Origin of the sequence: Synechococcus sp. W55.2, from assembly GCF_047461635.1 — a bacterium.
GTDB lineage: Bacteria > Cyanobacteriota > Cyanobacteriia > Thermostichales > Thermostichaceae > Thermostichus.
The window spans coordinates 1-24,638 of sequence record NZ_JANSHM010000004.1 but is presented as its reverse complement, the minus strand read 5'-3'; the positions used below and the strand labels follow the sequence as shown (position 1 = coordinate 24,638).

General features: G+C 59.4%; 23 protein-coding genes and 2 pseudogenes. 8 read left to right on the top strand and 17 right to left on the bottom strand.

What is annotated here, in order from left to right:
* Positions 1 to 6: 6 nt before the first annotated feature.
* A complete protein-coding gene (gene sfsA / locus NW828_RS01695) occupies positions 7 to 726 on the bottom strand; it encodes a DNA/RNA nuclease SfsA (protein ID WP_414381002.1) in 720 nt (239 codons plus the stop codon).
* A 304-nt stretch (positions 727 to 1,030) separates the two neighbouring features.
* On the opposite strand from sfsA, the gene NW828_RS01690 reads away from it, so the two are divergent.
* Complete coding sequence (locus tag NW828_RS01690; RefSeq protein ID WP_414351935.1) at positions 1,031 to 1,633, top strand: NYN domain-containing protein; 603 nt, start codon at positions 1,031 to 1,033, stop codon at positions 1,631 to 1,633.
* Positions 1,634 to 1,679: 46 nt separating this feature from the next.
* Here the strand turns inward: NW828_RS01690 and cbiE are convergent, their stop codons facing one another.
* The 3 genes from cbiE to NW828_RS01675 are packed head-to-tail and all read right to left on the bottom strand — an operon-like array spanning position 1,680 to position 4,373.
* Positions 1,680 to 2,939 carry a precorrin-6y C5,15-methyltransferase (decarboxylating) subunit CbiE gene (gene cbiE, locus NW828_RS01685; RefSeq protein WP_414381001.1) on the bottom strand — a complete coding sequence of 420 codons (1,260 nt, stop codon included), beginning with the start codon at positions 2,937 to 2,939 and terminating at the stop codon, positions 1,680 to 1,682.
* The gene (locus NW828_RS01680) at positions 2,940 to 3,686 is read right to left on the bottom strand and encodes a hypothetical protein (RefSeq protein ID WP_414381000.1); all 747 of its coding nucleotides are present in this window, start codon (positions 3,684 to 3,686) and stop codon (positions 2,940 to 2,942) included.
* A gap of 33 nt (positions 3,687 to 3,719) precedes the next feature.
* Positions 3,720 to 4,373 carry a cobalt-precorrin-8X methylmutase gene (locus tag NW828_RS01675; RefSeq protein WP_414341560.1) on the bottom strand — a complete coding sequence of 218 codons (654 nt, stop codon included), beginning with the start codon at positions 4,371 to 4,373 and terminating at the stop codon, positions 3,720 to 3,722.
* A 99-nt stretch (positions 4,374 to 4,472) separates the two neighbouring features.
* Here NW828_RS01675 and NW828_RS01670 point away from each other — a divergent pair, with 99 nt between their 5' ends.
* Complete coding sequence (locus tag NW828_RS01670) at positions 4,473 to 5,579, top strand: alpha/beta fold hydrolase (RefSeq protein ID WP_414380999.1); 1,107 nt, start codon at positions 4,473 to 4,475, stop codon at positions 5,577 to 5,579.
* Positions 5,580 to 5,704: 125 nt separating this feature from the next.
* On the opposite strand, the gene NW828_RS01665 is transcribed toward NW828_RS01670, so the two are convergent.
* Positions 5,705 to 6,352, bottom strand: coding sequence for a flavin prenyltransferase UbiX (locus tag NW828_RS01665; RefSeq protein ID WP_414380998.1), 648 nt, complete (start codon positions 6,350 to 6,352; stop codon positions 5,705 to 5,707).
* 166 nt (positions 6,353 to 6,518) lie between these two features.
* Positions 6,519 to 7,058: a hypothetical protein gene (locus NW828_RS01660; protein ID WP_414380997.1), complete on the bottom strand. Its 540-nt coding sequence runs from the start codon at positions 7,056 to 7,058 to the stop codon at positions 6,519 to 6,521.
* Positions 7,059 to 7,582: 524 nt separating this feature from the next.
* Between NW828_RS01660 and NW828_RS01655 the strand changes: the two genes are divergently transcribed.
* The 3 genes from NW828_RS01655 (at position 7,583) to NW828_RS01645 (ending at position 11,506) form a co-directional block, all read left to right on the top strand.
* Positions 7,583 to 7,837, top strand: coding sequence for a DUF751 family protein (locus tag NW828_RS01655; RefSeq protein ID WP_414356569.1), 255 nt, complete (start codon positions 7,583 to 7,585; stop codon positions 7,835 to 7,837).
* 238 nt (positions 7,838 to 8,075) lie between these two features.
* The gene (locus tag NW828_RS01650) at positions 8,076 to 9,611 is read left to right on the top strand and encodes a site-2 protease family protein (RefSeq protein ID WP_414380996.1); all 1,536 of its coding nucleotides are present in this window, start codon (positions 8,076 to 8,078) and stop codon (positions 9,609 to 9,611) included.
* A gap of 44 nt (positions 9,612 to 9,655) precedes the next feature.
* Complete coding sequence (locus tag NW828_RS01645; RefSeq protein WP_414380995.1) at positions 9,656 to 11,506, top strand: aspartate kinase; 1,851 nt, start codon at positions 9,656 to 9,658, stop codon at positions 11,504 to 11,506.
* 6 nt (positions 11,507 to 11,512) lie between these two features.
* On the opposite strand, the gene psbA is transcribed toward NW828_RS01645, so the two are convergent.
* Positions 11,513 to 12,568: a photosystem II q(b) protein gene (psbA, locus tag NW828_RS01640; protein ID WP_414329388.1), complete on the bottom strand. Its 1,056-nt coding sequence runs from the start codon at positions 12,566 to 12,568 to the stop codon at positions 11,513 to 11,515.
* A 341-nt stretch (positions 12,569 to 12,909) separates the two neighbouring features.
* Positions 12,910 to 16,125, bottom strand: a complete 3,216-nt coding sequence (gene carB, locus NW828_RS01635) for a carbamoyl-phosphate synthase large subunit (protein ID WP_414380994.1) — start codon at positions 16,123 to 16,125, stop codon at positions 12,910 to 12,912.
* A gap of 278 nt (positions 16,126 to 16,403) precedes the next feature.
* Here carB and NW828_RS01630 point away from each other — a divergent pair, with 278 nt between their 5' ends.
* Together NW828_RS01630 and NW828_RS01625 are read left to right on the top strand one after the other, a co-directional pair.
* Positions 16,404 to 16,637 carry a FitA-like ribbon-helix-helix domain-containing protein gene (locus tag NW828_RS01630; RefSeq protein ID WP_071818136.1) on the top strand — a complete coding sequence of 78 codons (234 nt, stop codon included), beginning with the start codon at positions 16,404 to 16,406 and terminating at the stop codon, positions 16,635 to 16,637.
* Positions 16,621 to 17,046, top strand: a complete 426-nt coding sequence (locus NW828_RS01625) for a type II toxin-antitoxin system VapC family toxin (RefSeq protein WP_414348624.1) — start codon at positions 16,621 to 16,623, stop codon at positions 17,044 to 17,046. The genes NW828_RS01630 and NW828_RS01625 overlap by 17 nt, the downstream gene beginning before the upstream one ends.
* Here the strand turns inward: NW828_RS01625 and NW828_RS01620 are convergent.
* Genes NW828_RS01620 through NW828_RS01590 form a run of 7 tightly spaced genes read right to left on the bottom strand, consistent with a single transcriptional unit; the run spans position 17,041 to position 21,013 of the window.
* Entirely contained in the window at positions 17,041 to 17,721 is a 681-nt protein-coding gene (locus tag NW828_RS01620) for a Na(+)/H(+) antiporter subunit B (protein ID WP_414380993.1), read from the bottom strand. The genes NW828_RS01625 and NW828_RS01620 overlap by 6 nt on opposite strands.
* On the bottom strand, positions 17,718 to 18,239 hold the full coding sequence (locus NW828_RS01615) for a DUF4040 domain-containing protein (protein ID WP_414329833.1): 522 nt from the start codon (positions 18,237 to 18,239) through the stop codon (positions 17,718 to 17,720). Before NW828_RS01615 ends, NW828_RS01620 begins: the two co-directional genes overlap by 4 nt.
* 9 nt (positions 18,240 to 18,248) lie before the next feature.
* Entirely contained in the window at positions 18,249 to 18,530 is a 282-nt protein-coding gene (locus NW828_RS01610) for a monovalent cation/H(+) antiporter subunit G (RefSeq protein WP_011431879.1), read from the bottom strand.
* A 19-nt stretch (positions 18,531 to 18,549) separates the two neighbouring features.
* A complete protein-coding gene (locus NW828_RS01605) occupies positions 18,550 to 18,801 on the bottom strand; it encodes a hypothetical protein (RefSeq protein WP_011431878.1) in 252 nt (83 codons plus the stop codon).
* Positions 18,798 to 19,202 (bottom strand): Na+/H+ antiporter subunit E, encoded by a 405-nt coding sequence (locus NW828_RS01600; protein WP_414380992.1) that lies wholly within the window; start codon positions 19,200 to 19,202, stop codon positions 18,798 to 18,800. Before NW828_RS01600 ends, NW828_RS01605 begins: the two co-directional genes overlap by 4 nt.
* Positions 19,186 to 20,658, bottom strand: a complete 1,473-nt coding sequence (locus NW828_RS01595) for a cation:proton antiporter (protein ID WP_414380991.1) — start codon at positions 20,656 to 20,658, stop codon at positions 19,186 to 19,188. Before NW828_RS01595 ends, NW828_RS01600 begins: the two co-directional genes overlap by 17 nt.
* Positions 20,651 to 21,013, bottom strand: a complete 363-nt coding sequence (locus tag NW828_RS01590) for a cation:proton antiporter subunit C (RefSeq protein ID WP_414341900.1) — start codon at positions 21,011 to 21,013, stop codon at positions 20,651 to 20,653. Before NW828_RS01590 ends, NW828_RS01595 begins: the two co-directional genes overlap by 8 nt.
* Positions 21,014 to 21,345: 332 nt before the next feature.
* Here NW828_RS01590 and glp point away from each other — a divergent pair, with 332 nt between their 5' ends.
* Complete coding sequence (gene glp, locus NW828_RS01585) at positions 21,346 to 22,605, top strand: gephyrin-like molybdotransferase Glp (RefSeq protein ID WP_414380990.1); 1,260 nt, start codon at positions 21,346 to 21,348, stop codon at positions 22,603 to 22,605.
* A gap of 68 nt (positions 22,606 to 22,673) precedes the next feature.
* Here glp and NW828_RS01580 read toward each other — a convergent pair.
* Together NW828_RS01580 and NW828_RS01575 are read right to left on the bottom strand one after the other, a co-directional pair.
* Positions 22,674 to 23,578, bottom strand: a pseudogene (locus tag NW828_RS01580) (IS630 transposase-related protein).
* Positions 23,579 to 23,744: 166 nt separating this feature from the next.
* Positions 23,745 to 24,518: pseudogene (locus NW828_RS01575) on the bottom strand (cryptochrome/photolyase family protein); the annotation flags it as partial.
* Positions 24,519 to 24,638: the final 120 nt, after the last annotated feature.

Here is a 24,638-nt window from a genome sequence, read left to right as displayed (position 1 = left end):
GGGTGCCTAGACAACGATTTTGGCCAAACCCAAGGGGCGGATCCCTGCCGGCGAAACCTCGACCCGATAGGGCAACATCTCTACCCCGACCTGCAGGGCCTCACGAAACAGACGGGCATAGCGGGGATCCCGTTCTTCGCCGGGGGCAAACTCGGTGCAATCGGCGCGATTGATCCAGTACATCAGCAGAGCCCGCTGACCCTGTTGGCGGATCTGGATCAGATCTTCCAGGTGTTTTTGGCCGCGGGTGGTCACCGTATCGGGAAACAGCGCACGGGATCCCACAGCCCAGGTGGTGTTCTTCACCTCCAGATAGGCCGAGCCAGCGTCTCCTGTCAGCAGAAAGTCGATTTTGCTCCTGCCGCAGGTCACCTCCCGTTGCCGGCGAGAAAACCCTGCCAATTGAGGAAACCACCCTCGCTCCAGCCCCCAGTCCACCAGGCGATTGGGCAAGCTGGTGTTGATCCCCACCCATACTCCATCCACCTGGATCATCTCCCAGGTGTAGGCCAGTTTCCGTTTCGGCTCTGGGTGATGGGAGAGGTACACAGGTGCCCCCACCTGACAGACCCCACTCATCGGCCCTGTGTTGGGGCAATGGGCGATGATCTGTTGCCCGTTTTCCAGCTCCACATCGGCCAAAAACCGCTTGTAGCGGCTGCGCAGCACCCCTCTGTGCAAGGGGCTCGAAAAGCGGTAAGGTACCGGCCCATCCCCGCACTCCATCCCCAAAGCCTCTCCTTATCGTAGGTATTTTTTCTTTAGGATTTTGGAAATCTTCTCCGGGGATCGTCTCTCCTGCGCTAGGGTGAATCATGTGTCCCAAGGCTTGGGGCAGCCTTTTACGGCTTTTTCCGACTTCATGGGAATTCTGCAGATCACTCTGGGAAGCAGTAAGATCCCTATCGCACAAGAGAGGCGTCTGCATTAGCTGTAGTCAGTGCTGCCGGAAAGAGCTGTATTGGCGATTAAACCCATTTAACACCTCTTTTTTCTGCCCTTTTGTCAAAACTTGGAGAAGAAAACCCGAATGCTGCGTCTTGATCCTGATCCCGGCTTTCAGCCTGCGGATCCCTTGCAGGACAACCGTGGGCGTGTGGCCATATTCATCGACGGATCCAATCTGTTCTATGCCGCTCTGCAACTGGGCATTGAGATCGACTACACCCGTCTGCTGAAGACTCTGAGTGGTCGGTCGCCCCTTTTGCGCTCTTTTTTCTACACCGGCGTCGATCGCAATAACGAAAAGCAGCAGGGGTTTTTGCTCTGGATGCGCCGCAATGGCTACCGCGTGGTTACCAAAGAGCTAACCCAGTTGCCCGATGGATCCAAGAGAGCCAACCTGGATGTGGAAATTGCCGTGGATATGCTGTCGCTGGTGCGCTGGTATGAGACGGCTGTGCTGGTGAGCGGTGATGGGGACTTGGCCTACGCGGTCAATGCCGTCAGCTACCAAGGGGCGCGAGTGGAGGTGGTTAGCCTGCGTTCCATGACCAGCGATCAACTGATCAACTTGGCGGATCGCTACATCGACCTGGAATCCATCAAAGACCAAATTAAGAAGACCAACCGTCCCTCCTCTCCCTACCTGTACCGACCGGGGTTCACCGCCGATGAGGAGGACGAGGGATAACTTTCCCTCCCCCACAGGGAGAAGGGAAAGCAGAGCAACGGGGGGCTTACTGGGCTTTCCAATTTGAAGGGATCCCTTGCAGCAGGTAAACCGGGTTCAGGGGGGCAAAGCGGGTGCCCTCGGCCAGGACGGCAGAGCGGGAGATCTGAACGTGATCTACTCGAACTTGCCAGCCCCGAGAACGCAGCCATTGCAGGGCTTCACTGCAGGTTTCTAGGGTAGCGAAGTTGGCCACTAAGATCCCTCCAGGCCGCAGGCGGGCTTCCACCACCGGCAGCAGGTCGCGGATCCCTTTGCCGCCGCCGCCCAGCACCACCCGATCCGGATCTGGCAGGTCGGCCAACACTTGGGGGGCTGCCCCCGGGATCACCTGCAGGTTCTCTGGGCCAAAGCGTTGCCGGTTGCGCCGAATCAGACAGATGCCCATGGCGTTGCGCTCGACAGCATAGACCTGGAGCCGAGAAGAGAGGCGGGCTATTTCGATGGCCACCGAGCCGGTGCCGGCACCGATATCCCACACCACGCCCTCTTGGGGGAGCTGCAGGGATCCTAAGGTGAGCAGGCGGATGGGCTGCTTGGTGATCAAGCCGGGCTGGTCGGGAAAGGTGTAGAACTGGTCGTCCGGGATCCCGACCAAAGGCCAGCGATGGGGATCTGGCTCCGGCTCTACTCGTCGCAGCACCACAACGTTGGGGCTGGGGAAAACGGCGTCTTCCCCTTCTTGGAGGGGCACGACCTGTTCTTGAGGGGATCCCAGTTGGCTACATACCCAGGCTTGGTAGCGCACCGGCAGCCGCAGGTCGGAGATGAAGCGGGCCAAGACCGTCGGCGTGTGCTCCAGATCGGTGAGCACCACGATCACAGGGGATCCCTGCTTGAGAACGGCTTCCAACCGCTCCACTCCCCGCCCGTGCAGGCTGAGGATGGTCGCCTCCTGCCAGGGGATCTGCAGGCGGTTCAGGGCCAGCTGCACCGAGCTCACCTGCGGATAGAAGGCCAACCGCTCCGCTGGGAAATACTCCGTCAACAGCCGCCCGATCCCGAAGAAAAACGGATCCCCGCTGGCCAACAAAACTAGGGATCCCTGAGCCATCTCCTGCTGCAAAAGCGGGATCCAACTTTCCACCGGCCCAGTGAGCGGGATCTTGCGGGCCGGATGATCGGTAAAGTGCCGGAGCAGATGAGGGGCTCCTGCCAAAACCCTGGCTTGGGAAAGGGGGGGGATCCCCCAGGAAGCCACAGAGCCATCCCCCGCTACCCCTACGACCGCAAGCTGAGGTGACCGCCCAGGTGCTGCCGTAGCCATTTAACGTTCGACAGGTGGGTGGTATTGGCGCATGTGATTGAGAAAATCCAGTCGCAGCTCCGCCACTTCCCGTTGCATTTCCCGCATCTCCCGAATAAAGCTGAGTTGAGCCTCGATCAGGCGGCCATCGCGCTCCCGAAATTGCTCCATCATCATGGCTTGCGCTTCCCTCAGTTCGGCAAACCCAGCCTGCATATCTCGGCGGCACTCCTGTATGGCCACCTCCAGCTCGTCTCCCCGCTCTTCGTTCTGTCGAATCCGCTCCTGGTTCTGTTGGATCAACGCCCTGATCTCCTGGATTTCGGTCTGGAGTTGGGCTTCCATAGCCTGCCGCTCGGCCCGCATTTCGGCCATCTGAGCCTCAAAGCGCTCGGCAGATCGTTGCTGTTCAGCCCGCATTTCGGCCATCTGGGCCTCAAAGCGCTCGGCAGATCGTTGCTGTTCAGCCCGGATCTCGGAGATTTGGGCTGCAAAGGCCTGCCGCATCTCAACCATCTGAGCCTCAAAGCGCTCAGCCGACCGCTGCTGCTCGGCCCGCATTTCGGCCATCTGGGCCTCAAAGCGCTCGGCAGATCGTTGCTGTTCAGCCCGGATCTCGGAGATTTGGGCTGCAAAGGCCTGCCGCATCTCAACCATCTGAGCCTCAAAGCGCTCAGCCGACCGCTGCTGCTCGGCTCGCATTTCTTGGATTTGTTCTTGTTGTTGCTGAAGGTTGCGAATCAGCCACTCCTCTTGTTCTGGGGTCATGGGAAAGGTCTGAAGATATCCCTTCAATTCTAGTCAGTTGGGGATGGGATCCCGTTGAGCTGCCAAGAGAAGGGCATTGACAATGGCAGCAGCAACTGGGGATCCGCCTTTGCGGCCCTCCACCCGAATCTGGGGAACATCCGTTTGCGCCAACGCCTGCTTGGCCTCTTCCACCGCCACAAATCCCACCGGCACTCCGATCACCAAAGCCGGCTTGACCCGCTGTGCCCGAATCTCCTCCACCAAAGCCAGCAACGCGGTGGGGGCATTGCCAACGACAAACAGGGCTTCTGGATAGCGGCGTGCCAAGTTCACCATCCCATTGGCGGCGCGGGTTTGACCGGGCCAACGGGGCTCCTCCACCCAGTCCAAAGCACAGTAGAGGGGGATCCCTTGGGCTTTCAGACCTGACTGGATCCCAGCTGCCACCATCCTGACATCGACAATGACAGGCTGCTTTTGCCGTAGGGCTGCCAGGGCGTGTTCAACGGCGTTGGGGCCGAAGAAAAAGCGATCCCGCAGCTCAAAGTCGGCAGTGGCATGAATGGCACGGCGCACCACCTCATAAGGGATCCCTTGCCAGGGGTGGGGGCCAATCTCTTGATCGATCTGGCGGAAGCTGGCAGCAGTGATTGGGTCTACCTGGAAGGCTTCATTCATTGGGTCTGGAGTCAGGGGCACAGTCATGCTGGCATGTCCTAAAGAAGAACCGGTAGCAAAGTAGCTTTGGGCGAGCCGAGAAAACCACTAAGATTGGTCTAGCCTAAATTGGAGATGAGCCTATTGTTGTCACCCACTCCTCCCTTGCACAGACTCAACTCCCATCCTTCCCCTTCTGCTCGGGTCAGCGCCAATTCCGTCGGCAATCCCGGTTTCTCCTCTGTTGATGCGCCCTCCCCTTCCCCAACGGGTAGCGACAGGGATCCCTTGTCGGCTTTGCCTCGCTACGGCTACCCCCAAACCTGGCATTGGCGGGGCTGGCCCATCCATTTCACTTACACTCCCAGTCGTGCCCAAACCCCTGCCGGTGTAGTCAACTTAACGGCAGCTCCGGCCCTTTTAATCCACGGATTTGGGGCTTCGGTGGGCCATTGGCGCCACAACATCGTCCCTCTGGGATCCCAGCGCTCCGTCTATGCCCTCGACTTGCTGGGATTTGGCAAGAGTGCCAAGCCGGAGATCGCCTACAGCGTTGATCTGTGGGTGGAGCAGGTGTACGAGTTTTGGCAAACTCACATCCAGCAGCCCAGCATCCTGGTAGGCCATTCCATCGGGGGCTTGGTGGGGGTAATTGCCGCCGCCCGCTATCCCCAGATGGTGAAGGGCCTGTGCTTGATTAGCTGCGCCGATGGGCCTCACCCCGAAGAATTACCCCCTCCCTGGGATGTCTTGGTGCAGCTCCTTTGCGACGGGATCCTGGCCGTCTTGGGCTGCCCACTCACCTATCCCCATTTGTTTAACTGGCTGCGGCAAACCGAGGTGCTGCGGGCTTGGATCAAAAACGTCTACAAGCGGGATGAGCAGGTGGATGAGGAGCTGGTGCAGATCTTCCAGAGACCGGCCTTTGAACCGGGGGCAGCCCACGTGTTTTTGGACGGTCTGAGAGCCATTCTCTGCCGCCGCTTCGACAGCCCCAAACGCCTGCTGCCCACCCTAAAAACGCCCATCTTGTTGCTCTGGGGCCAAGAAGATCCGGCAGTGCCTAGTTTTTTGGCAGACCAATTTAAGCGCTGGCAGCCTGCCCTCGCCTTGGTGAAGCTGCCGGGAGTAGGCCACTGCGCCCACGACGAGCTGCCTCACTGGGTCAACACCCTCATCGGGGAATGGGCGGCCAGTCTGGAGACCTGCCCTGACTTGCCCACCCACCTTCGGCGGGATCCCCGAGTCGGCTAGCTCAGCAAGTGATCTGAGCTATTCCCGGCAAGGTGCCACAAGTGAGGGCTATCGGCACAGGGCCCCCCCAGCTTGGAACACCCCCAAGCCAAATCCCAGCCTGCCGCCGGGAAAAGGGATCCCGCTCAGAGATCAGGGGGCAGCTTGAGGATCTGATGCTGGCGCATCCCCTGCCAGCGGCGAATGAGATCGCCATTAATACCGAACTGATCCAGCGCCTTCACCACCACAAAATCCACCAAGTCTAAGATGGTGCGCGGCTGGTGGTACCAAGCCGGAATGGCCGGGACAATACGCGCCCCCGCTTCTGCCAGAGTGGTCAAGTTGCGCAGGTGGATCAGGCTAAAGGGGGTTTCCCGCGGCACCACCACCAAGCGTCGTCCCTCCTTGAGCTGCACATCAGCAGCCCGCTCCAGCAGATCCGAGCTCAAGCCGGCAGCCAACTTGGCAACTGTACCCATGCTGCACGGGATCACCAACATCCCCTGCGTGCGATAGGAGCCACTGGCAATGGTTGCCCCCACATCCTGCCAGCGATGACAAACTAGGGATCCACCGCTGCTCTCGGCTTGTTGTCGCCAAAAGTGGGCCTGCTTGCGGGGGTCTGTCGGCAGCAGCACCCCGTGTTCTCCCTGCCACACCTGATAGGCCGCTTTGGAGACCACCACTTCGACACAGTAGTCCAGGCTGAGCAGAACATGCAGAGCGCGCACAGCATAGAGCATCCCTGAAGCGCCTGATACGCCAAGGATGATGGGCAGAGAGGATGTCAAGGGCCGCTGGGGAACGTCTTCTGCTCAAGTCTAGCGAGGGGAGCCGTCCCTCGCCTGCTCAGGAGATCCCTAACCCACCGCTCCAAAAGACTTGCACAACGCGGGATAAAAATGCTCCTGGCACAGGTTGAAGGCAGCGTTCAAGTCGCAGTCTGGCTCTTTGCTGTTAGGTTTGCAGATTTTGCCGCCCGTTGCGGATCACCCGCAAGGACTCCACCAACCGCAACTCCAAGTCTTGCAACACCTGATCCACGTAACGGTGGGCCTCCCGCTGCAGGCGCTCCGATTCCTGCAGTGTCTGTCGCCGCACCTCCTCACTATGTTGATAGGCTTGTTGCAATAACTGCTCCGCCTGAGCTTGGGCCTGTCGCAGAATCGCCGATTCGTTGAGGAGCTGCTCAGCCCTACGTTGGGCCGCGGCCACAATTTCTTGGGCGTAGCGATTGGCCTCTGCCAAGATCCGATCCCGCTGGCGCAGCAGTTCCTCCGCTTCCTCCAGGGCTGTCGGCAGGTTCAGGCGGATAAAGTCTAACTGCTCCAGAATCTTTTCCTCTTCAATAAGGGTGCGAGACCAAAACAGGCGAGGGCTACTGAGAATGGCTGCCTCCAATTGATCCAGGGCCTCCTGGACGCGCATCAGAGCCAGGGTCTGATCCCCAAAGGGTACGCCGGCACGATTGGAAGGATCAGAGGGCAATTCTCGCATCAGTCTATGAAGAGGGGAGGCTGCACTGAGCAAAAGAGCAGATCAGGCAGGATAACGCCTACCATATCAGGTTCTCGGTTTCCTGAATCTGCGCAGTCTCCCCTTCGCTCCAACCACTCTTCGTGAAGTAGATGTTCTTTTTGATATGAGGGGACGATGGACTTTCTCCCTCGCGGAGGCTGTGAGCCAAGCGGCAGAGAGGCTGCTTACCGGTCGGTTGGTGCCACAGCGGCTGGGGAGCCGAGGTTGCTCGGCTGCCAAAAGAGCGCCAATGGAGGAGATTTATAGTCATTTTGAATGGAAATAAAACATTTCCGTTGCCTTGCTCTCCAACCCCCCTCTCCCAGAGAGATGAGCTGGGGGGTCGCGACAGCGGCGCGGAGCGTTTGGGGAGTGTCTCAATCTAGTTTGAGATGACTACACTTTTTGAGTTGCCGCCAGTTCCCTGAAGATGGCCAGCCTCCAGATGGTTGACAGCTACCTATGGCACACTGAGGAGAAAGGAGTTAGAGCCCGAGCTGCTCATGCCACAGCCGCAGCCCCCCCGCAGACTGGAAGACCAATTTGTGGAGAATGTCTCCCGTTACCCCACCTACTTTATTACCGTTTTGCTGGGGGGGATCTGGGCCGGCCTCCAGCCTTTTGTTAGCCTGTATCGCAAAAGTCCAACAGCGGCGGCCATGGTGACGCTGGGATCCCTGCTGTTGCTGCTGTTTGTTTATTTCACCCTGCGAGGCATGACAGGGAATACCTTTTTGCCAGAATGGCTGCTGGGTTAGCCGTACAGTGGACGCCGGAAGCAGAGGCACGCCTCAAGGAGATTCCTTTTTTCGCCCCGCCGCCCGCAAGAAAAGCGAAAAGCTCGCCCGGAAATTGGGGATCCAGCAGATACGGTGGACACCTCTGAGCAGGCCACGCAACAATTGGGCTCTTGAGGGATCCCGGCTGCAAGCTGTAGCAAGGGGATTGGATTTGCCGCTAGCTTGGTAGAGGTGTTCTCCTCCGTTTTTTGAACTCATGGCAGATTGGATCCTGTTGGCGCTGGTGGGTTCTGCAACCTACCTGCTGCTGCAAAAAAGTGTGGCCCGCCTCTCAAAGGTGCCGTGGCGGATCCTGTGGCTGGTGATGATGCTGCCCCCTTTGGTCTGGGTGCTGGGGCGTCAGGTGTTCCAGTACGAGGTGCCCCCCTTGCTGATGCTGCTGCTGTTTCTCACCTCCTACTTTACCAGCATGACCTTGGTGAGACGAGGGGGCATTCGACCCCCAACCGTAGACCCTCGGCCCGAAGTGGAAAACGCATCCCCAGAAGCGGATCCCTCGCCGGCTGCAGAACCTGAGCCGGAGGAAGAGGAAGAAGACAGCGCCGCAGATCCGGTCTCGGTGGCTCTTGCCCACACCCCCATCTCCGAAGTGCCGCGGGAAAAGCTGAGCCACTGCTTCCCCTGGAGCGTCTTTTATTTGCAAAACGTGGAGTACCGTCCCCAGGCGATCATCTGCCGGGGCAACTTGCGGGCGGATCCCAGTGAAGCCTATGAGCGGGTGCAGCAGAATGTGGAAACCACTTTCGGCAAACGCTTTTTGGTGGTGCTGCAGGAGGGGTTTGCCGGTAAGCCCTTTTTTGCCCTGGTGCCCAACCCGGCGGCGCGGCGCTCCCCGGCGGACAGTCGAGAGTTCCCGCTGCTGGCTCTGGGGTTATTGCTGTTCACCTTCTGGACCACCCTCAGTGCTGGGGCCCAAGCGGCTGGGGTCAGCCCTGACCGGCTACTGCATTTGCCCTCTCTGATGCAAGGGTTGCCTTATGCTCTAGGGATCCTTGCCATTTTGGGATCCCATGAGTGGACTCGCTACTGGGTGGCCCGCCGCCACCACATCCAAACCTCGCTGCCCTATTTCATCCCGGTGCCTTTTGTCCTAGGGACTTTTGGGGCGTTTATCCAGTTGAAAGAGCCGGTGCCCAACCGCAAGGTGTTGTTTGATATCGCCGTCGCCGGGCCGCTGGCAGGGAGCCTTGTTGCTTTGGGCATGTTGTTGCTGGGGCTGGTGTTTTCGGCGCCTGTAGATCCTCCCGCGGTGCCCGAGGGGCAGCCGACCCCGATTAGTTTTCATCGCCTTGACCCGCGCCTATCGGTGCTGCTGGCAATTCTGGCCCGCATGGTGCTGGGGGATCAGTTGCAGCCGGGGCAGGTGATCGATCTGCACCCGCTGGCCTTTGCCGGCTGGCTGGGCTTGGTGGTGATTGCCTTTAACCTCATGCCGGTGGGCCAACTGGATGGGGGGCACATTGTCCACGCGGTGTATGGACAGCAGATGGGAGCGAATGTAGGCCGGGTAGCCCGCTGGTTGGTGCTGCTGCTGGCCTTGACGGTGCAGCCCTGGTTGTTGCTCTGGGCGCTGCTGCTGTTTGTGATTTCCAGTGCCGACGAGCCGGCCCTCAACGATGTGACGGAACTGGACGAGGCCCGAGATCTGCTGGGGCTGGGGATGCTCACGCTGCTGGTGCTGATCCTGCTGCCGGTGCCGCCGTTTTTGCAAAATGGGCTGGGCTTGACCTAGATCCGGGGTAGGATCCAAACCGCCCCTGACCTCGTTCTTCTCTCATGGAACGCAGCTTAATCGTTCAAAAGTACGGCGGTACCTCTGTCGGCTCTGTCGAGCGTATCCAAGCCGTGGCCCAACGGGTGGCCCACACGGTGGAGCGGGGACATCGGGTGGTGGTGGTGGTCTCGGCGATGGGGGATGAAACCGATCGCCTTGTGGGCTTGGGGGAGCAGATCTTGCAGGGATCCCCGACCACGCCGGCTCAGTTGCGGGAATGGGATATGCTCCTTTCCACCGGTGAGCAGGTGAGCATTGCCCTGGTGGCTTTGGCGCTGCAACGCCTGGGGTGTCCTGCCCTTTCCATGACGGCAGCCCAGGTGGGCATTGTCACCACTCGAGATTACAGCCGGGCCCGCATTTTGCACATCCACACCGACCGCCTGTGGCAGCATCTGGAGCGGGGAGAGGTGGTGGTGGTGGCCGGGTTCCAGGGGATTACCAGCCTGGCGGAGCTGGAGATCACCACCCTGGGTCGGGGGGGATCCGACACCACGGCGGTGGCCTTGGCAGTGGCTTTGGGAGCAGAGCTGTGTGAGATCTACACCGATGTGCCGGGGATCTTCACCACGGATCCGCGTAAGGTGCCTGAGGCCAGGCTGTTGCCGGAGATCACCAGTGATGAAATGTTGGAGCTGGCCAGCTTGGGGGCCCAGGTGCTGCATCCCCGCTCGGTGGAGATTGCCCGCAACTACGGTGTGAAGCTGCGGGTGCGCTCCAGCTTGGAGCCGTTGCAGGCGGGATGCGAGGGCACTCTCATTCTTTCTCCTCCCCCCCGTCCTCGTGCTGCCGACAGCAGTATCGAGCTGGGCCTGGCGGTGGATACGGTGGAGCTGGATCGGGATCAGGCCAAGTTGGTGTTGGTGGGGGTGCCGGATCGCCCTGGCATTGCCGCCCAGCTCTTTCAGGGGATCGCGGCGGCAGGGGTGAATGTGGATTTGATTTTGCAGTCGCTCCAGTTCACAGCCGCTCACGCCAGCGGGACGGACTCCTTGCCGCAGGGATCCGTGCCCCAGCCCACCAATGACATTGCCTTTACGGTCAGTCGGTCGCAGGTGACCGAGGCTGCAGCCGTTGCCCGGCGGATTGGCCAAGAGCTGCAGTGTGCAGCGGTGATTGTGGATGAGGCGGTGGCCAAAGTCAGCATTGCCGGGGTGGGGATGATGGGCCGACCTGGGATCGCGGCGCAAATGTTCCAGGTGCTGGCCGAGGCCGGGATCAATTTGCAGATGATCTCCATGTCCGAGATCAAGGTGAGCTGTGTGGTGGCTGCGGAGCGGGCCGGTGATGCCGCCTTGGCTCTGGGAGAGTCGTTCCAGGTGATCCCCCACTTGCATCGGGCAAAGATGCCGGCTGCCCCTCAAGACAGCCACCCGGTACGCGGTGTTGCCTTGGATTTGAAGCAATCGCGGCTGGGCCTTCGCAAAGTGCCGGATCGTCCGGGAACTGCCGCCCATTTGTTCGGGCGCTTGGCGGCTGCCGGGATCATCGTGGACACCATCATCCAAAGCCAGCGGGGCTACCACAACGGGATCCCCAGTACCGACATTGCCTTTACCGTGCCTCAGGATCAAGCGATGGCTGCTGAGGCAGTCTGCCGGCAGGTGGCCGAAGAGCTCCAGGCGGCAGGAGTTGACGCGGATCACGACATTGCCAAGGTCAGCATTGTCGGCGCCGAGATGGAAACCTACCCTGGCGTGGCTGCTCGCCTGTTTGCAGCTCTGGCCGAAGCCGGAATCAACATCGAGATGATCGCCACCTCGGAGATCAAGGTGAGCTGTGTAGTGCGCCGGGATCGAGGGATCCCGGCCTTGCAAGCTATTCACCGCGCTTTCCGGCTGGACTGCCCCTAGCCTGCCTTAGGGTTGAGCCGCCAGCAGCAAGGGAAAATGATGGGCGTTGGGGGCGTGCATCACCTGGATCCCCAGATTGGCGCGGTTGAGGAGATCGGCGTAGGTAGGGATGAACCGGCCCTGGCTGTCCAGGATGGACTGGTTGAAGTTCAAGCCGTTCAAGTTAAAGGCCATTATGCCGATACCTATTGCCGCCGCCCAAATCCCCACTGTGGGCAGGGCCGCCATCCAGAAGTGGACGGAACGGCTGTTTCTCAGGCCCAGGCCGGGGAACCCCAGCCGCCCCAAGAACGCGTAGTGCCCGGCCAGGAAGTTGTAGGTGACTTCCTCCTGCCCGAAGCGGTAGCCGGCATTTTGTGACTCTTCTTCCGAGGTCTCGCGGATTAGGCTGGAGATCACCAGGGAGCCGTGCAGGGAGGCCAGCAGAGCGCCGCCAAAGACGCCGGCCACCCCCAGCCAGCTAGCAGGGTGCATGAGGATATTGTGCTCCGCCTGGAAAGCCAGCATGAAGTAGAAGGTGCCGGCGATCCCCAGGGGCAAGCCCTCCGAGAAACTGCCCTGGCCGATGGGGTAGACCAAGAGCACTGCCGTAGCCGCCGCCGCCGGAGCGGAAAACGCCACCGCAATCCAGGGACGCATGCCCAAGCGATAGCTCAGCTCCCACTGCCGGCCCAGGTAGCACCACACCCCGATCAGGAAATGGAGCACGATCAGTTGGTAGGGGCCGCCGTTGTAGAGCCATTCATCCAAAGAGGCGGCTTCCCAAATGGGATAAAAGTGCAAGCCGATGGCCGCCGACGTGGGCACCACCGCCGCCGAGATGAGATTGTTCCCCCCTATCAAAGAGCCGATCACCGGCTCGCGGATCCCATCCACATCCACCGGCGGAGCAGCAATAAAAGCGATTACAAAACAAAAGGCTGCTGCCAACAAGGTCGGGATCATCAATACGCCAAACCAGCCGATGTAAAGCCGGTTTTCGGTGCTGGTTATCCATTGGCAAAAGCCATTCCAACTCCAGAGCTGCCGCGCAGCCGAGGAGCGGCGAATTACCGTACTCATAGGCCAACTCCTAAAGAGACAAAACCATTCTTTGCTTTGTCGGCTTCCTTGAACGGGGCAAAACTCTTCCCGCGCCGACCGCTAAAAGCATCCTCTCCTTTCAGGCTAGACAGTTTTAGGGATGCCGACAGGGATCCCTAACTTCCGCAACGGGAATGTGAAAAAAATGGATTTGTCGATACAAATCAGCACCGATATGTTGCAATTTGGAGGTCTTTGAGAGCTTCCCGGCGAAGGTCGGTCACTGGCAGTTGATGGCAGCCAAGCTTGAGCAGACGTTTCTTAAGGATGGGTTTAGGAAAGAGGTGCCGTCCGGGACCTGCTTTTTTTCCTCCAGAATCCTAGACAGAGAAAAAATCCTGCAAGCACTTCACCTGCAGGGATCCCGACTGCAAAGCACGGATGGCAGCCGCAGTGGCTTTGGCTCCTGCCAGGGTTGTCACCAGAGGGATCTTGTAGGCCAGGGCAGTGCGGCGGATCTTTTGGCCATCTTGCTGCGCCTCGACACCGGAAGGGGTGTTGATAATGAGCTGAATCTGGTGATTTTTGATGGCGTCGATGACGTGGGGCCGTCCCTCGTGCAGTTTGAGGACTTTGTCCACCGGGATCCCGTGCTCGGCTAAAACTTTTTGGGTTCCTTCGGTGGCCAACAGGCGAAAGCCCAGCCCCACAAACTCGCGGGCTACCGGGATGACCGCCTGTTTATCCCGGTCGCTGACGCTGATGAACACCGTCCCCTGGAGAGGCAGATTCTGCCCCGCCGCCAGTTGGGCTTTGGCGTAAGCGCGGCCAAAGTCCGTGTCAATGCCCATCACCTCACCGGTGGAGCGCATCTCCGGCCCCAGCAGCGTGTCGGTGCCGGGAAACTTGTGGAAGGGCAAAACCGCTTCTTTGACGGCAATGTGGGAGGGGATCACCTCCTGGGTAAAGCCCAGCTCGGCTAGGGTTTTGCCGCTCATCACTTGAGCGGCGTAGTCTGCCAGCGGATGGCCGATAGCCTTGCTGACGAAGGGTACGGTGCGAGAGGCGCGCGGATTGGCCTCCAGGATATAGACTTGACCTTTTTGGACGGCGTATTGCACGTTGATCAGGCCCACCACCTTCAGAGCTTGGGCCAACTTCACCGTCCATTGGCGAATCACCTGCAGCACGTCGGGGCTGAGGGTACGGCTGGGCAATACACAGGCCGAATCGCCCGAGTGGATCCCGGCCTGCTCGATGTGCTCCAGAATGCCGCCGATGGTTACGGCGCCGGTGCGGTCGGCAATGGCATCCACATCCACCTCCACCGCCTCTTCCAGGAACTGATCCACCAGCACCGGACGATCCGGATCCACCGCCACCGCCAGTTGCATGTAGCGCTGCAGGTCTTGGTCGGAATAGACGATCTCCATGGCTCGTCCCCCCAAGACGTAGCTGGGCCGCACCACCACCGGATAGCCGATGCGGCGGGCAATTTCCAAGCTTTCTTCCACGCTGCGGGCAATGCCGTTGGCCGGTTGGCGAATATCCAACTCCCGCAAGATGCGCTCGAAGCGCCCCCGATCCTCAGCAATGTCGATGGAGTCGGGGGAAGTTCCCCAGATGGGAGCCTGGGCTGCTGCCAGCCCCTGCGCCAGCTTGAGGGGAGTTTGACCGCCAAATTGCACGATCAGGCCGACCGGCTGCTCAGCATCCACCAAGTTCATCACCTCTTCATGGGTGAGCGGCTCAAAATAGAGGCGATCAGCGGTGTCGTAGTCGGTAGAAACGGTTTCCGGGTTGGAGTTGACCATGATCGCTTCGTAACCCAGGCGGCTGAGGGCAAAGGCAGCATGACAACAGCAGTAGTCGAATTCGATCCCCTGGCCGATGCGGTTGGGGCCACCTCCCAAGATCATCACCTTCTCTTTGCGGGCCGGGAAAATCTCCGACTCGCTCTCGTAGGTAGAGTACTGGTAGGGGGTAGCAGCCTCAAATTCGGCGGCGCAGGTATCTACAGTTTTGTAGGTGGGGATCACCCCCAGGCTTTTGCGGCAGGCCCGCACCTGATGTTCCGTGGATCCAGTGAGGTGGGCAATTTGTCGGTCGCTGAAGCCCATTTGCTTGAGGTGTCTCAAGTCGTCAGCGCTCAGGGATCCCAGCTCCCGCCCCTTGAGGGCTTGCTCCACCTCCACCAACTCCTGTAGCTTGTCGATAAACCAGGGATCGATGTGGGTGAGCTGGGCAATTTCCTGGGCAGAAAAGCCCATGAGCAGAGCGGTGCGGATGGTGAGCAGGCGGAAGGGGTTGGGGGTGCGCAGGTTGGCCCGCACTTCCTCCGGCTTGGGGAAAACCTCCGGCCTATCGCTGCCAAAACCGGGACGGTCGATTTCCAAAGAGCGCAGGGCCTTCTGGATGGATTCTTGAAAAGTGCGGCCAATGGCCATCGCCTCCCCCACCGATTTCATCTGGGTGGTGAGAACCGGCTCTGCGCCGGGGAATTTTTCAAAAGCAAAGCGAGGGATCTTGGTGACCACATAGTCGATGGTGGGCTCGAAGCTGGCCGGAGTTTTGCGGGTGATGTCGTTGGGGATCTCCGGCAGCGTGTAGCCCACTGCCAGTTTGGCGGCAATTTTGGCGATGGGAAAGCCGGTGGCCTTGCTGGCCAAAGCGGAAGAGCGGGAGACCCGCGGGTTCATCTCGATCACCCGCACCTCACCGTTGGCAGGGTTGACGGCAAATTGCACGTTGGATCCCCCGGTCTCTACGCCAATTTCGCGCATGATGGCGATGGCATAGTCCCGCAGCCGCTGGTATTCCTTGTCGGTGAGGGTTTGGGCCGGGGCCACGGTGATGGAGTCGCCAGTGTGCACCCCCATCGGGTCGATGTTTTCTATGGAGCAGATGATCACCACGTTATCCGCCAGATCCCGCATCACCTCCAGCTCAAACTCTTTCCAGCCGATGACCGATTCCTCCACCAAGATCTGGGAAACGGGGCTGGCCTCCAAGCCGGCAGCGCAGATCTCTTCAAACTCCTCCTGGTTGTAAGCCACCCCACCACCGGTGCCCCCCAGGGTATAGGCCGGGCGGATGATGAGGGGATAGCCGATCTCCTGGGCAATCTGCTTGGCTTCTTCCAGGGTGTGGGCCAGGCCAGAGCGGGGCACGGCCAAGCCAATCCGCTGCATGGCTTGCTTGAAGAGATCCCGGTCTTCGGCTTTTTCAATGGCCTCCCGCTTGGCCCCAATCAACTCCACCCCGTACTGCTCCAGGATCCCTTGCTGGGCCAGTTGCACCGCCACGTTGAGGGCCGTCTGGCCGCCCATGGTGGGCAGCAAAGCATCAGGGCGTTCCCGCTCGATAATTTTGGCCACAAAGTCCGCCGTCACCGGCTCGATGTAGGTGCGCTCCGCCATGCTGGGATCCGTCATGATGGTGGCGGGGTTAGAGTTGACCAAAACGACCTCATAGCCCTCTTCCCGCAGGGCTTTGCAGGCTTGGGTGCCCGAGTAGTCGAATTCGCAGGCTTGGCCAATGACGATCGGCCCCGCTCCAATGAGCAAGATTTTGTGGATATCGGTGCGGCGCGGCATAGGGATCCCAGAGGTGGCAGGGTCAGCCTTCTATTGTAGAGGTCACCTGCAGGTCAAGTTGCTCATCGGGATCCCTCTTTTTTGGGTGTTGCACTTGCAAAGGCTATGCACAGCAGGCAGAGCTTGGATCCCTGGCAGGCAGGAGTTCTCTGGGGCAACCCGCAAAAGGGCAGCTTCTTCATCAGTATCAATAGACGGGAAAACTTGAACTTTAGATGATATCAATGCTATCGTCGCAGCAAAGCCGCCCAGGGATCTGCCGATCGAGGAAACGCTCTATGGCCACGTTAATTGTTCGCAATGTTGACGAAGCCATTGTCAAAGCTCTCAAACAAAGGGCTAGTCGTCACGGCGTTAGTGCAGAGGCCGAACACCGCAAAATTCTAGAGCAAGTCTTACTCCAGCCTGCGAAACAGTCCTTTGCCGAAGTGCTCAGATCGATACCTAACGTTGGCAACGATTCAGACTTTGAGCGGGTGCAAGATAACACTGCCCATGACGTATTTGCTTGACACTAACGTCATCAGTGAGCTGCGCAAACACAGTCAAGCCAACTCCGGGGTTCAAGAATTTCTTCAAACTGCCATTGAGCAAGAGGCCCGCATCTACATCAGCGTGATCACGCTGGGCGAACTCCGCCGAGGCGTTGAACTCATGCGCCATCGCGGCGATCATCTGCAAGCCAACCTTCTGGAGAGGTGGCTGCAAACGGTTGTCGATGACTATGCCGATCACATTCTTGATTTCACAATTACCGAAGCCCAGGTATGGGGAAGCCTGTGCGTACCTCACTCTCAAAATGCAATTGACAAACAACTGGCTGCTACAGCCTTGGTTTACGGACTTACCCTGGTTACTCGCAATGTCCGTGATTTTGCCGGGACAGGGGTACCTCTCATTAACCCATTTAGACCCTCATAACAAGCCGCGGTAGCGAATAAAGATCAAAACTGCCGCCCAGGATCCCAGCGCCACCTTGATGGCTACCAAAATGTTAAGAATCGGGATCCAACCGCCGCTAAACAGATCCCCCAACTCCCCTCTGGGCAATTCCCAGCCGGCCAGAGCCACCACGGCCACCCCGATAAACGTCACCACCGACAGCTTCTCCCACATCGCAGCCCGCCACCGTTTGTAGATGGCCTCCATCCAGGTGGAAGAGGCGGTGATCGCCACCAAGCCAATGGCCGTCCCCCCCGCCACCCCGGCAGCAAAGCCTCCGCCCGGCGTCAGGTGCCCTCGAATGGCCAGCTCCACCGCGATCAAAGCCGAAATGGTGGCCCCCACTCGCGCCAACACAATCGAGGGAATATCGGTAAATTGAGCTACATTGGCTGTCGGCTGCTCATCCGCCAGCAGGTATTGGGCGCCCAAAATCGCCGTAGAAAACACCACCACTTCAAAGACCGTATCGTAGAGGCGGTTGCGCAGAATGAGACCCGTCACCGTGTTGGGCACACCGCTTTCGCTGGCCAGAATCTCCACTGCCTCGACTAAAGCTACGCCCGCTGCGCGATTGGGGGACACGGATCCCGCCTCGCCCACGATGAGCTGTAGGGCTGCCAGCAACACCGCTATCCCATACACCCACTTCATGTCGCCATCACCTCAGTGGCCAGAGCTTGCTGCGCCAAAATGGCCTGCAGGCGGGGCACGCGTGTAACCAGGCGATACTCTGCTGCTTCTCCGGCGGGCTCAAGGGCAATGGTGTGTACCTCCCGGCTGCGAAGAGCAGCCACCAACGCCTCCGAACTCCCATAGGCGGTCAACTCCAAGCGCATGTGGTACCGCTGTAGCCCTTGGCGCATCTGCTGTAACAACTGCCGTGCTGCTGAGGTACTGGCCTCCAGCACAGGGCTGCCTTCAAGAACGCCCAGGCGCATACTCAGCGAAGAGCGCACCGCAATGGCGTAGAGGGTAATGGAAAGCATAGTGCCCACCAGCGCCTCGGTCAGAGCCACATCCGCCGCCCCAAACAGCGCGTAGATCAAGGCGGCAATCGTCCCCAGGATCCCTCGCATTACCAAGGCGTGGTAGGGATTGGTCTGAGTCACCACCAAGCTTGCCGTCAGGGGCAGGAGTAACGCCATCACCAGCAACAGGGTCTCTTCCATCCTGCCCTCCTATAGGGACTTGCGCTGCGAGCAAAACGCCAGCACATAGCCCAGAATGGTATTCCAAATAGCCAGGGAGATCAGTGCCAACACCAACAGGGGCCATTCCCGTGGGATCCGCAACAGCAGCCCCAGCATGATGCTCATAGAGCCCAGGGTGTCCGACACCGAAAGGCCGTGCAGCTTAAATAAAATCGAGCGATCCCCAAGGAGCGGCGCCGTTCCCCACAACCAAAACAGCACACCAATCCCAAACAACAGATAGCTCAGACCTTCCACCCAGACTTCCATACCTACCCCCAGGGCCTTTCTAAAGCATTTCCAGCCGTTTCAGTACATGAGCCAAGAGCATTAAGGCCGCATTGCCCACCGACAAAATCAAAACCCCCACAATCCCGATCATCCAATCATCCCGCACCACCGACACCACCAAAATCAGGATGGCCGTCTTCGTGGCCAGGCTGGCAAAGGCGAGCATCGTCTGCCAAATATCTTCCTTCAGCCAAGCGGCATACAGGGGCAAGCACAGCGTTAGGGTCAGGAGAAACAGCAGTAGGTTCACACGTCCTCCCGCGGCTTGAGCACATGGACTTCATAAGTGCCTTGGGCATTGCAATTGAGCACGATGGTTTTGGGCGTGAAGGTAATTAAAAAGATATCCAGAAACACCAGCCCTGCTGAACGGTTGGGCAGGGTTTGTTTGTATACAACTTCCTCAACAGTGTGGGGCTTGAGGATCATCTCGAAGGCTTCCCAGTAGGCTCTTGGGATGGCGAGAAGAATTTCCTGGAGCACTCGCCCCCAATCCCGCCATTGCACCGGTGCGAAAGCCTGGCGCGGCAGCAGCAACGTTGCCGCTACCCCAATGGCCACATTGTCCCAGCTCAAATTGCCCGTCAGCAAAAACCAAATCAAGAGCCGCAGGCCGATCTCCAATAGACCCAACTCAGGGTAGCGTCCCATAGTTCCCCACAGCTAACAGAGCCCAAACCAGCACCAACACTATGCTCAAGCCGCCCACCACTGCTTCCAGCCCTTCGTTCACCGACCCTCCCTTCAAAGGGATCCGCTCCCAAAACCAGCCCAGCGGGATCCCAACGCCCAAACTGAGGAGCGCCTTGAGAAGATTGTCAGCGCCAAAGGCCGCCGGCAGCCAGCCCCAGAGCAAGCCCCCACCCCAAAGCACCAGTGCCACTTTATCTTGCCAAGGAGTTGCAGAGGTGGTTGCCCCCTTCATTGGAGAAACAGGTGCCCGCAGCACTCGCACGCCTAAACAAGTGGTGCCGACGGTAACCCCCACCAACAGCCACTCGTGCCAGGGATCCAGAGCAGACAAGCTGAGGGCCTTGGCCGCATACCCCAAACTGCCGGGTACCCCTGCCAGGGAAGCCGTCCCCAAGAGCAGCATCGGCCAACGCCAGGGATGGGTCACGCTTGTTCCAACAAACAGCAAGGGCTTTGCCAACCCATGGGCAAGACCGTACAAACCCGCCCATTGAGGGGCAGCAATCACAAATCCCATCTGCGATACCGAGCTCCAGGCGAGAAGGTGCTGGGGCGTGCTCGCCATCAGGGCCAGTAGGATCCCGAAAACGGCTGAACCAGCGCTCAAGTAGGGCAACCCCTGGGCCAAGACCGGCGAAGCCTCGCTGCAGCGCACCAAAGCCATGGCTCCTGCTTTGGTCGTAAAACCGCTGAGCACCGCCGCAACAACGGGATCCGCGGTAACGTAGGTGAGGGGCAGCCACAGGCCGGCAACGAAGATCGCCCCCTTGGCCAAAAGACCCACAGCAATCAGCGCCAAGGCCGTGGGGTCGGCCATAGCCAAACTGCTCATCGCCAGGGATCCCGTGCGCACATAGACCAGGATTGCGCCCATCAGGTAGAAGAGCATGGCCACATTGCTCATGAAAAGGTAGCGCAGCCCCACCCAGAGCTGGCGATCGCGGTGCGGAGCATTTTCTTCCACTGTGGGTTGGCCCTCAGCCCGCCGCCCGTAGGTCAGCAGCAAAAACACGCCGATGCTGAGCACCTCCAGGGAAACGTAGACGCTGATCAGGTCGGCACTGATGACGACAGCATTGGCGCTACCGTGGACGATCAGCAACTGCATGGCCAGAAAGCGGCTGCCCGCAAAGCGTCTATCCAAATACAGGGCCACCCCCAGCGTGACCAGGCCGTGGGCCAAGAGCATCGCTGCTCCATTGGCATCGATCCGCAGCGTCACCCCGAAGTGATCCAAAAGCTGCAGCTCCAAGGGCGCAGCGGTTGTGCCGGGCAAGCCCCCCTGCTGCACCGCATAGGCCACCGTCAGCGCGGCCATCCCCACCAAGCTGGGACGGGTCAGGGCCGGCATCAAGTAGGTTGTGAAGGCCAGCAGAAAGGGCAATGCCACCCACACCAGCGTCAGCTCAGTCATCGGTAAAAGTGCTCTGCGCCCCTGACGCGACTGCCTGTTCGATGCTCTCGACTTCGAGGGTGGGATGATTGCGGGAGAGCTTCATCACCCCCACCAACATCAAGGCTTGTACCGATAGGCCGATGACGATGGCCGTGAGGATGATCCCCTGAGGCACCGGGTCGGCATAGTCCAGCTCGCGCCAGGGTTTGTAGATGGGGGTGAACACACCGCTCCGGGCTGCCCAGATCACGAAGAAGGCGATGACCCCGGTGCTCATAACATCCATAGATAGGATCTTCATAATGAGGTTGCGCTTGACCACGACTCCCCAGAAGCCAAGGAAGATCGTGAGGATGACGGCGGCATTTAACATAGACACCTCGCTTGCTGCGCTCGAGCTATCTGGTCGCTCAGTCGTTCCAAGGCTACGCCCGCTACGTGACCAGTATCCAGCTTCCGCAGTCACAGCAGCCAGATAGCCTGTGGCCGGCTGCAACGCTGCCGGGATCCCCATCTCCCCAGCAAGACCGGGATCCCGAATTCGAAAGAGCTGCAGCTCCCAATGGGCAACTTGCTGCGACTTCTTGCCAGCTCTGGGGCTTGGTGGGATCCTGGTCATACACCTCTCATGCCAAGGTCGGAATTCATGGCTGCTGTTCGCAGTTTAAGTTGTAATTTAATGGCCTTGGCGGAACCGACTTCTGGATGCTGAAGAAAGGTGTTGGAGAAGGGGGTTTAAAAGCCGTGATGCTGCCGGTGGCCGAAGCAGAAGCCCTGATTTTGCAGGCGGCTCAGCCGCTGGGCCCAGAGTGGGTGGAGCTGGGATCCGCCCAAGGCCGCGTTCTCAGCCAAACTGTGTATAGCCCCCAGGATTTTCCGGCCCATCCCACCTCCAGTATGGATGGCTATGCCGTGCGCCATGAAGATGTGCAAGTGGGGATCCCTTGTGAGCTGCAGGTGATTGAGACTCTCCCCGCCGGAAAGGCACCCACCCGAGAGCTCCAGCCTGGACAAGCGGTGCGTCTCTACACCGGCTCCCTCTTGCCCAGCGGTGCGGACACCGTGGTGATGCAGGAATACACGCAGCAACCTTCGCCAGGAACCGTTCGCCTCTTGCAGCGTCCGCAGCGGGGCCAATTTGTCCGGCCTCAGGGAGACTTTGCCCGCCAGGGGGATCCCCTCCTGCCGGCAGGGCAGGCTTTGGGTGGAGCGGAGCTGGCCGTTTTGGCTGCCATCCGACAGGCGATGGTGCCGGTGTTTCGTCAGCCTCGGGTGGCCCTGTTCTCGACAGGGGATGAGTTGGTGCCCATCCAGCAGGTGCCGGGGCCGGGGCAGGTCGTGGATTCCAACCAGTACGGCCTGGCGGCTCTGGTCAAGGCAGCGGGTGGGATCCCGATCCAGTTGGGCATCGTGCCGGATCGGCTCCAGGTGTTGCGGCAGGTCGTCCAGCAGGCCCTGGCCTCCGCCGATGGGGTGATCTCTTCCGGAGGGGTATCGGTGGGGGATTTTGACCTGGTGGAAAAGGTGCTGGAGGAGTTGGGAGGCGAGATTTTCATCCGCAGTGTGGCCATCAAGCCGGGCAAACCCCTGACGGTGGCTCGTTTTCCCAATCCCCACGGCCCCCCCAAGCTCTACTTTGGCCTGCCGGGCAACCCTGCCTCTGCCCTGGTGACCTTCTGGCGCTTTTTGCACCCGGCCCTGCGAAAAATGGGCGGATCCCTGCCCCCCTACTGGCAGATCCTCTCCGCCTTCAGCCCGGTGGATCTGCATGCCGACGGTCAGCGGGAACACTATCTCTGGGGACGGCTGCAGGTCAGGCCTGAGGGGATCCAATTTCAGCCCGCCGCCAACCTCAATTCCGGCAATCTCATCAGTCTGGCCGGCTGTAATGCCTTGGCTGTGCTGCCAGTAGGGACAACCCAGATCCCTGCCGGTTCGCCCGTTCAGGTGCTGCAACTGCCCTGAAGATCCCTAGCCCTCCTCTCGCTGCTGCTGGAATAGCCGCCATAGTCAATCCAAATAACAATGAGACGCTAGCCAGTACAACAGTTCCGTCTGCAACAGCGGACCGCAGGCCTTATCACTTCATCCACAGAAGTTCCTCTATCAGCATGCATCCTTGCCCTCTTGAGAGCACTAAAGTCACCCTCAATCTCATTCAAGTCTGGCGAGGGCCTCAGCAAAAAACCACCTCCTGCCCTGCCGCTTTCATCAAATCCTTTATCCTTCCCTTCCGTTCGCCGAGCAGGCCCTAGGCCTTTGAATCGGCCCATTGCTCAGAGTCAATACAGATGTCCTCTCCAAACTCGGCATTTAGTGTCCCTCAAATTCTTCCGCATTCGAGCTACTTGAAAAAGCGTCGGGGCTATCAAACCCCCTCTCTCCTTCCTCCTACCGGCTACTCAGCTCTCTCTCTTCCCATAAACTTTCTCCCCTCTCTTTGGCCAAGCATAAAACAGGTGCGTATCTCCCCAAACCCTGTCCCGTCATTCTCTCATCATTCGCGTCAGCGGTGCAGAGCCCATTGTAAGCTAAACTCTCACTTCCATACTTCTGAACCAACTCCCTCAAGACCCTAGAGTCGTTGATTCTCTCTTGGATTCTCTCTTGCCAATCCCGCTCTCGGTGCCTTAACTCTTTTTTTTCGCGTTGTTTTCATCTTCCTAAGAGCATAGTAAATAGCGCTGGGATGGACGCCAAACCTCTGGGCTCTATCCTTCAGTCGAGCTTCTGGGTACTGTTCTACGTCTTGCTGCAGAGCGACCAAGTCTATCTTTCGCTTCCGAGTCTTGACTTTTGTCGGCCTCAGGTCTTCTCGGTTCAGCCAGCGATAAACCGTTGCACGACTGACTTTGTACATCTGTGCAGCTGCAGTGGGGCTGCCCCCTTCCTGGACATACCCTACGACTCTCTCTCTCAGGTCTAAGCTATAGGTCATAAAGCTTCCTCCTGAGGTCTACCCCCACGTCATCTTGCCTTTAACACCGTCTCATTGTCAACTGAATTGACTACAACTACACAGACCTGCTTTGTGGTCATTTCAAATGGCACCTGTCTTGCCTTTTGTCTGCCGTCGTCGAGAGAGGGGGCAGCGGCACAGAGGACTAGGAAGGAGGGGGGAGACCGTCTCGAACAGACCTAGAGTAGGCCTGCTGCACCGCCTGGTAGCGCCGTTTGAACGCCTGCTGCTGCACCTTGTGATCCACAATGGGATCCGGATAGCCACAACTTCGCCGTTCCCGCAAAGCCCAGGCTCCCTTGGGGTCATCTCCCACCCACAGCAGAGCCGGCGTATCCAGCCGTGCCAGCTCCGGCAGATAGCGACGGATGTACTCTCCTTCCGGGTCATAGCGGGCTGCTTGCGTGGCCGGGTTGAAGATGCGCAGGGGCTTGGGATCCGTGCCCACACTGGCGCTCCACTGCCAACCGCCGTTATTGGCCGCCAGATCCCCATCCACTAGCTTTTGCATAAAGTAGCGTTCCCCCCAGCGCCAATCGATAAGCAGATCCTTGGTCAGGAAGCTGGCCACAATCATGCGGCAGCGGTTGTGCATCCAGCCAGTTTCGTTCAGTTGGCGCATGGCCGCATCCACAATGGGGTATCCCGTCTGCCCCGCACACCAAGCCTGAAACCAGTCCTGCCGATTGTCCCACTCCAGTGCATCAAAGGCTCGTCGATAGGCTCCGGTTTCCACGTGGGGCCAGTGGGCCAAGACATGCTTGTAAAACTCTCGCCAGCACAGCTCCTGCCGCCAAGTTTGCAAGCTGCTTTCGGCCTCTTGGCTGCGCACCTCGGCTTCCACCTCCCGCGTGGCTTGCCACACCTGGCGAATGCCGATCGTTCCCCAGCACAAGTGGGGGCTCAGTAGAGAAGTGCCCCGCTCACCCCGGGAGTTTGGGGGGCGGGGGTTGTGCAAAAAGAGCCAACCCAGACAAAAATATTACAAAAAGGCGTGAGCCGCGGCGTGCCCCCCGGCTGGGGTGCGCGGGGGGCAGAC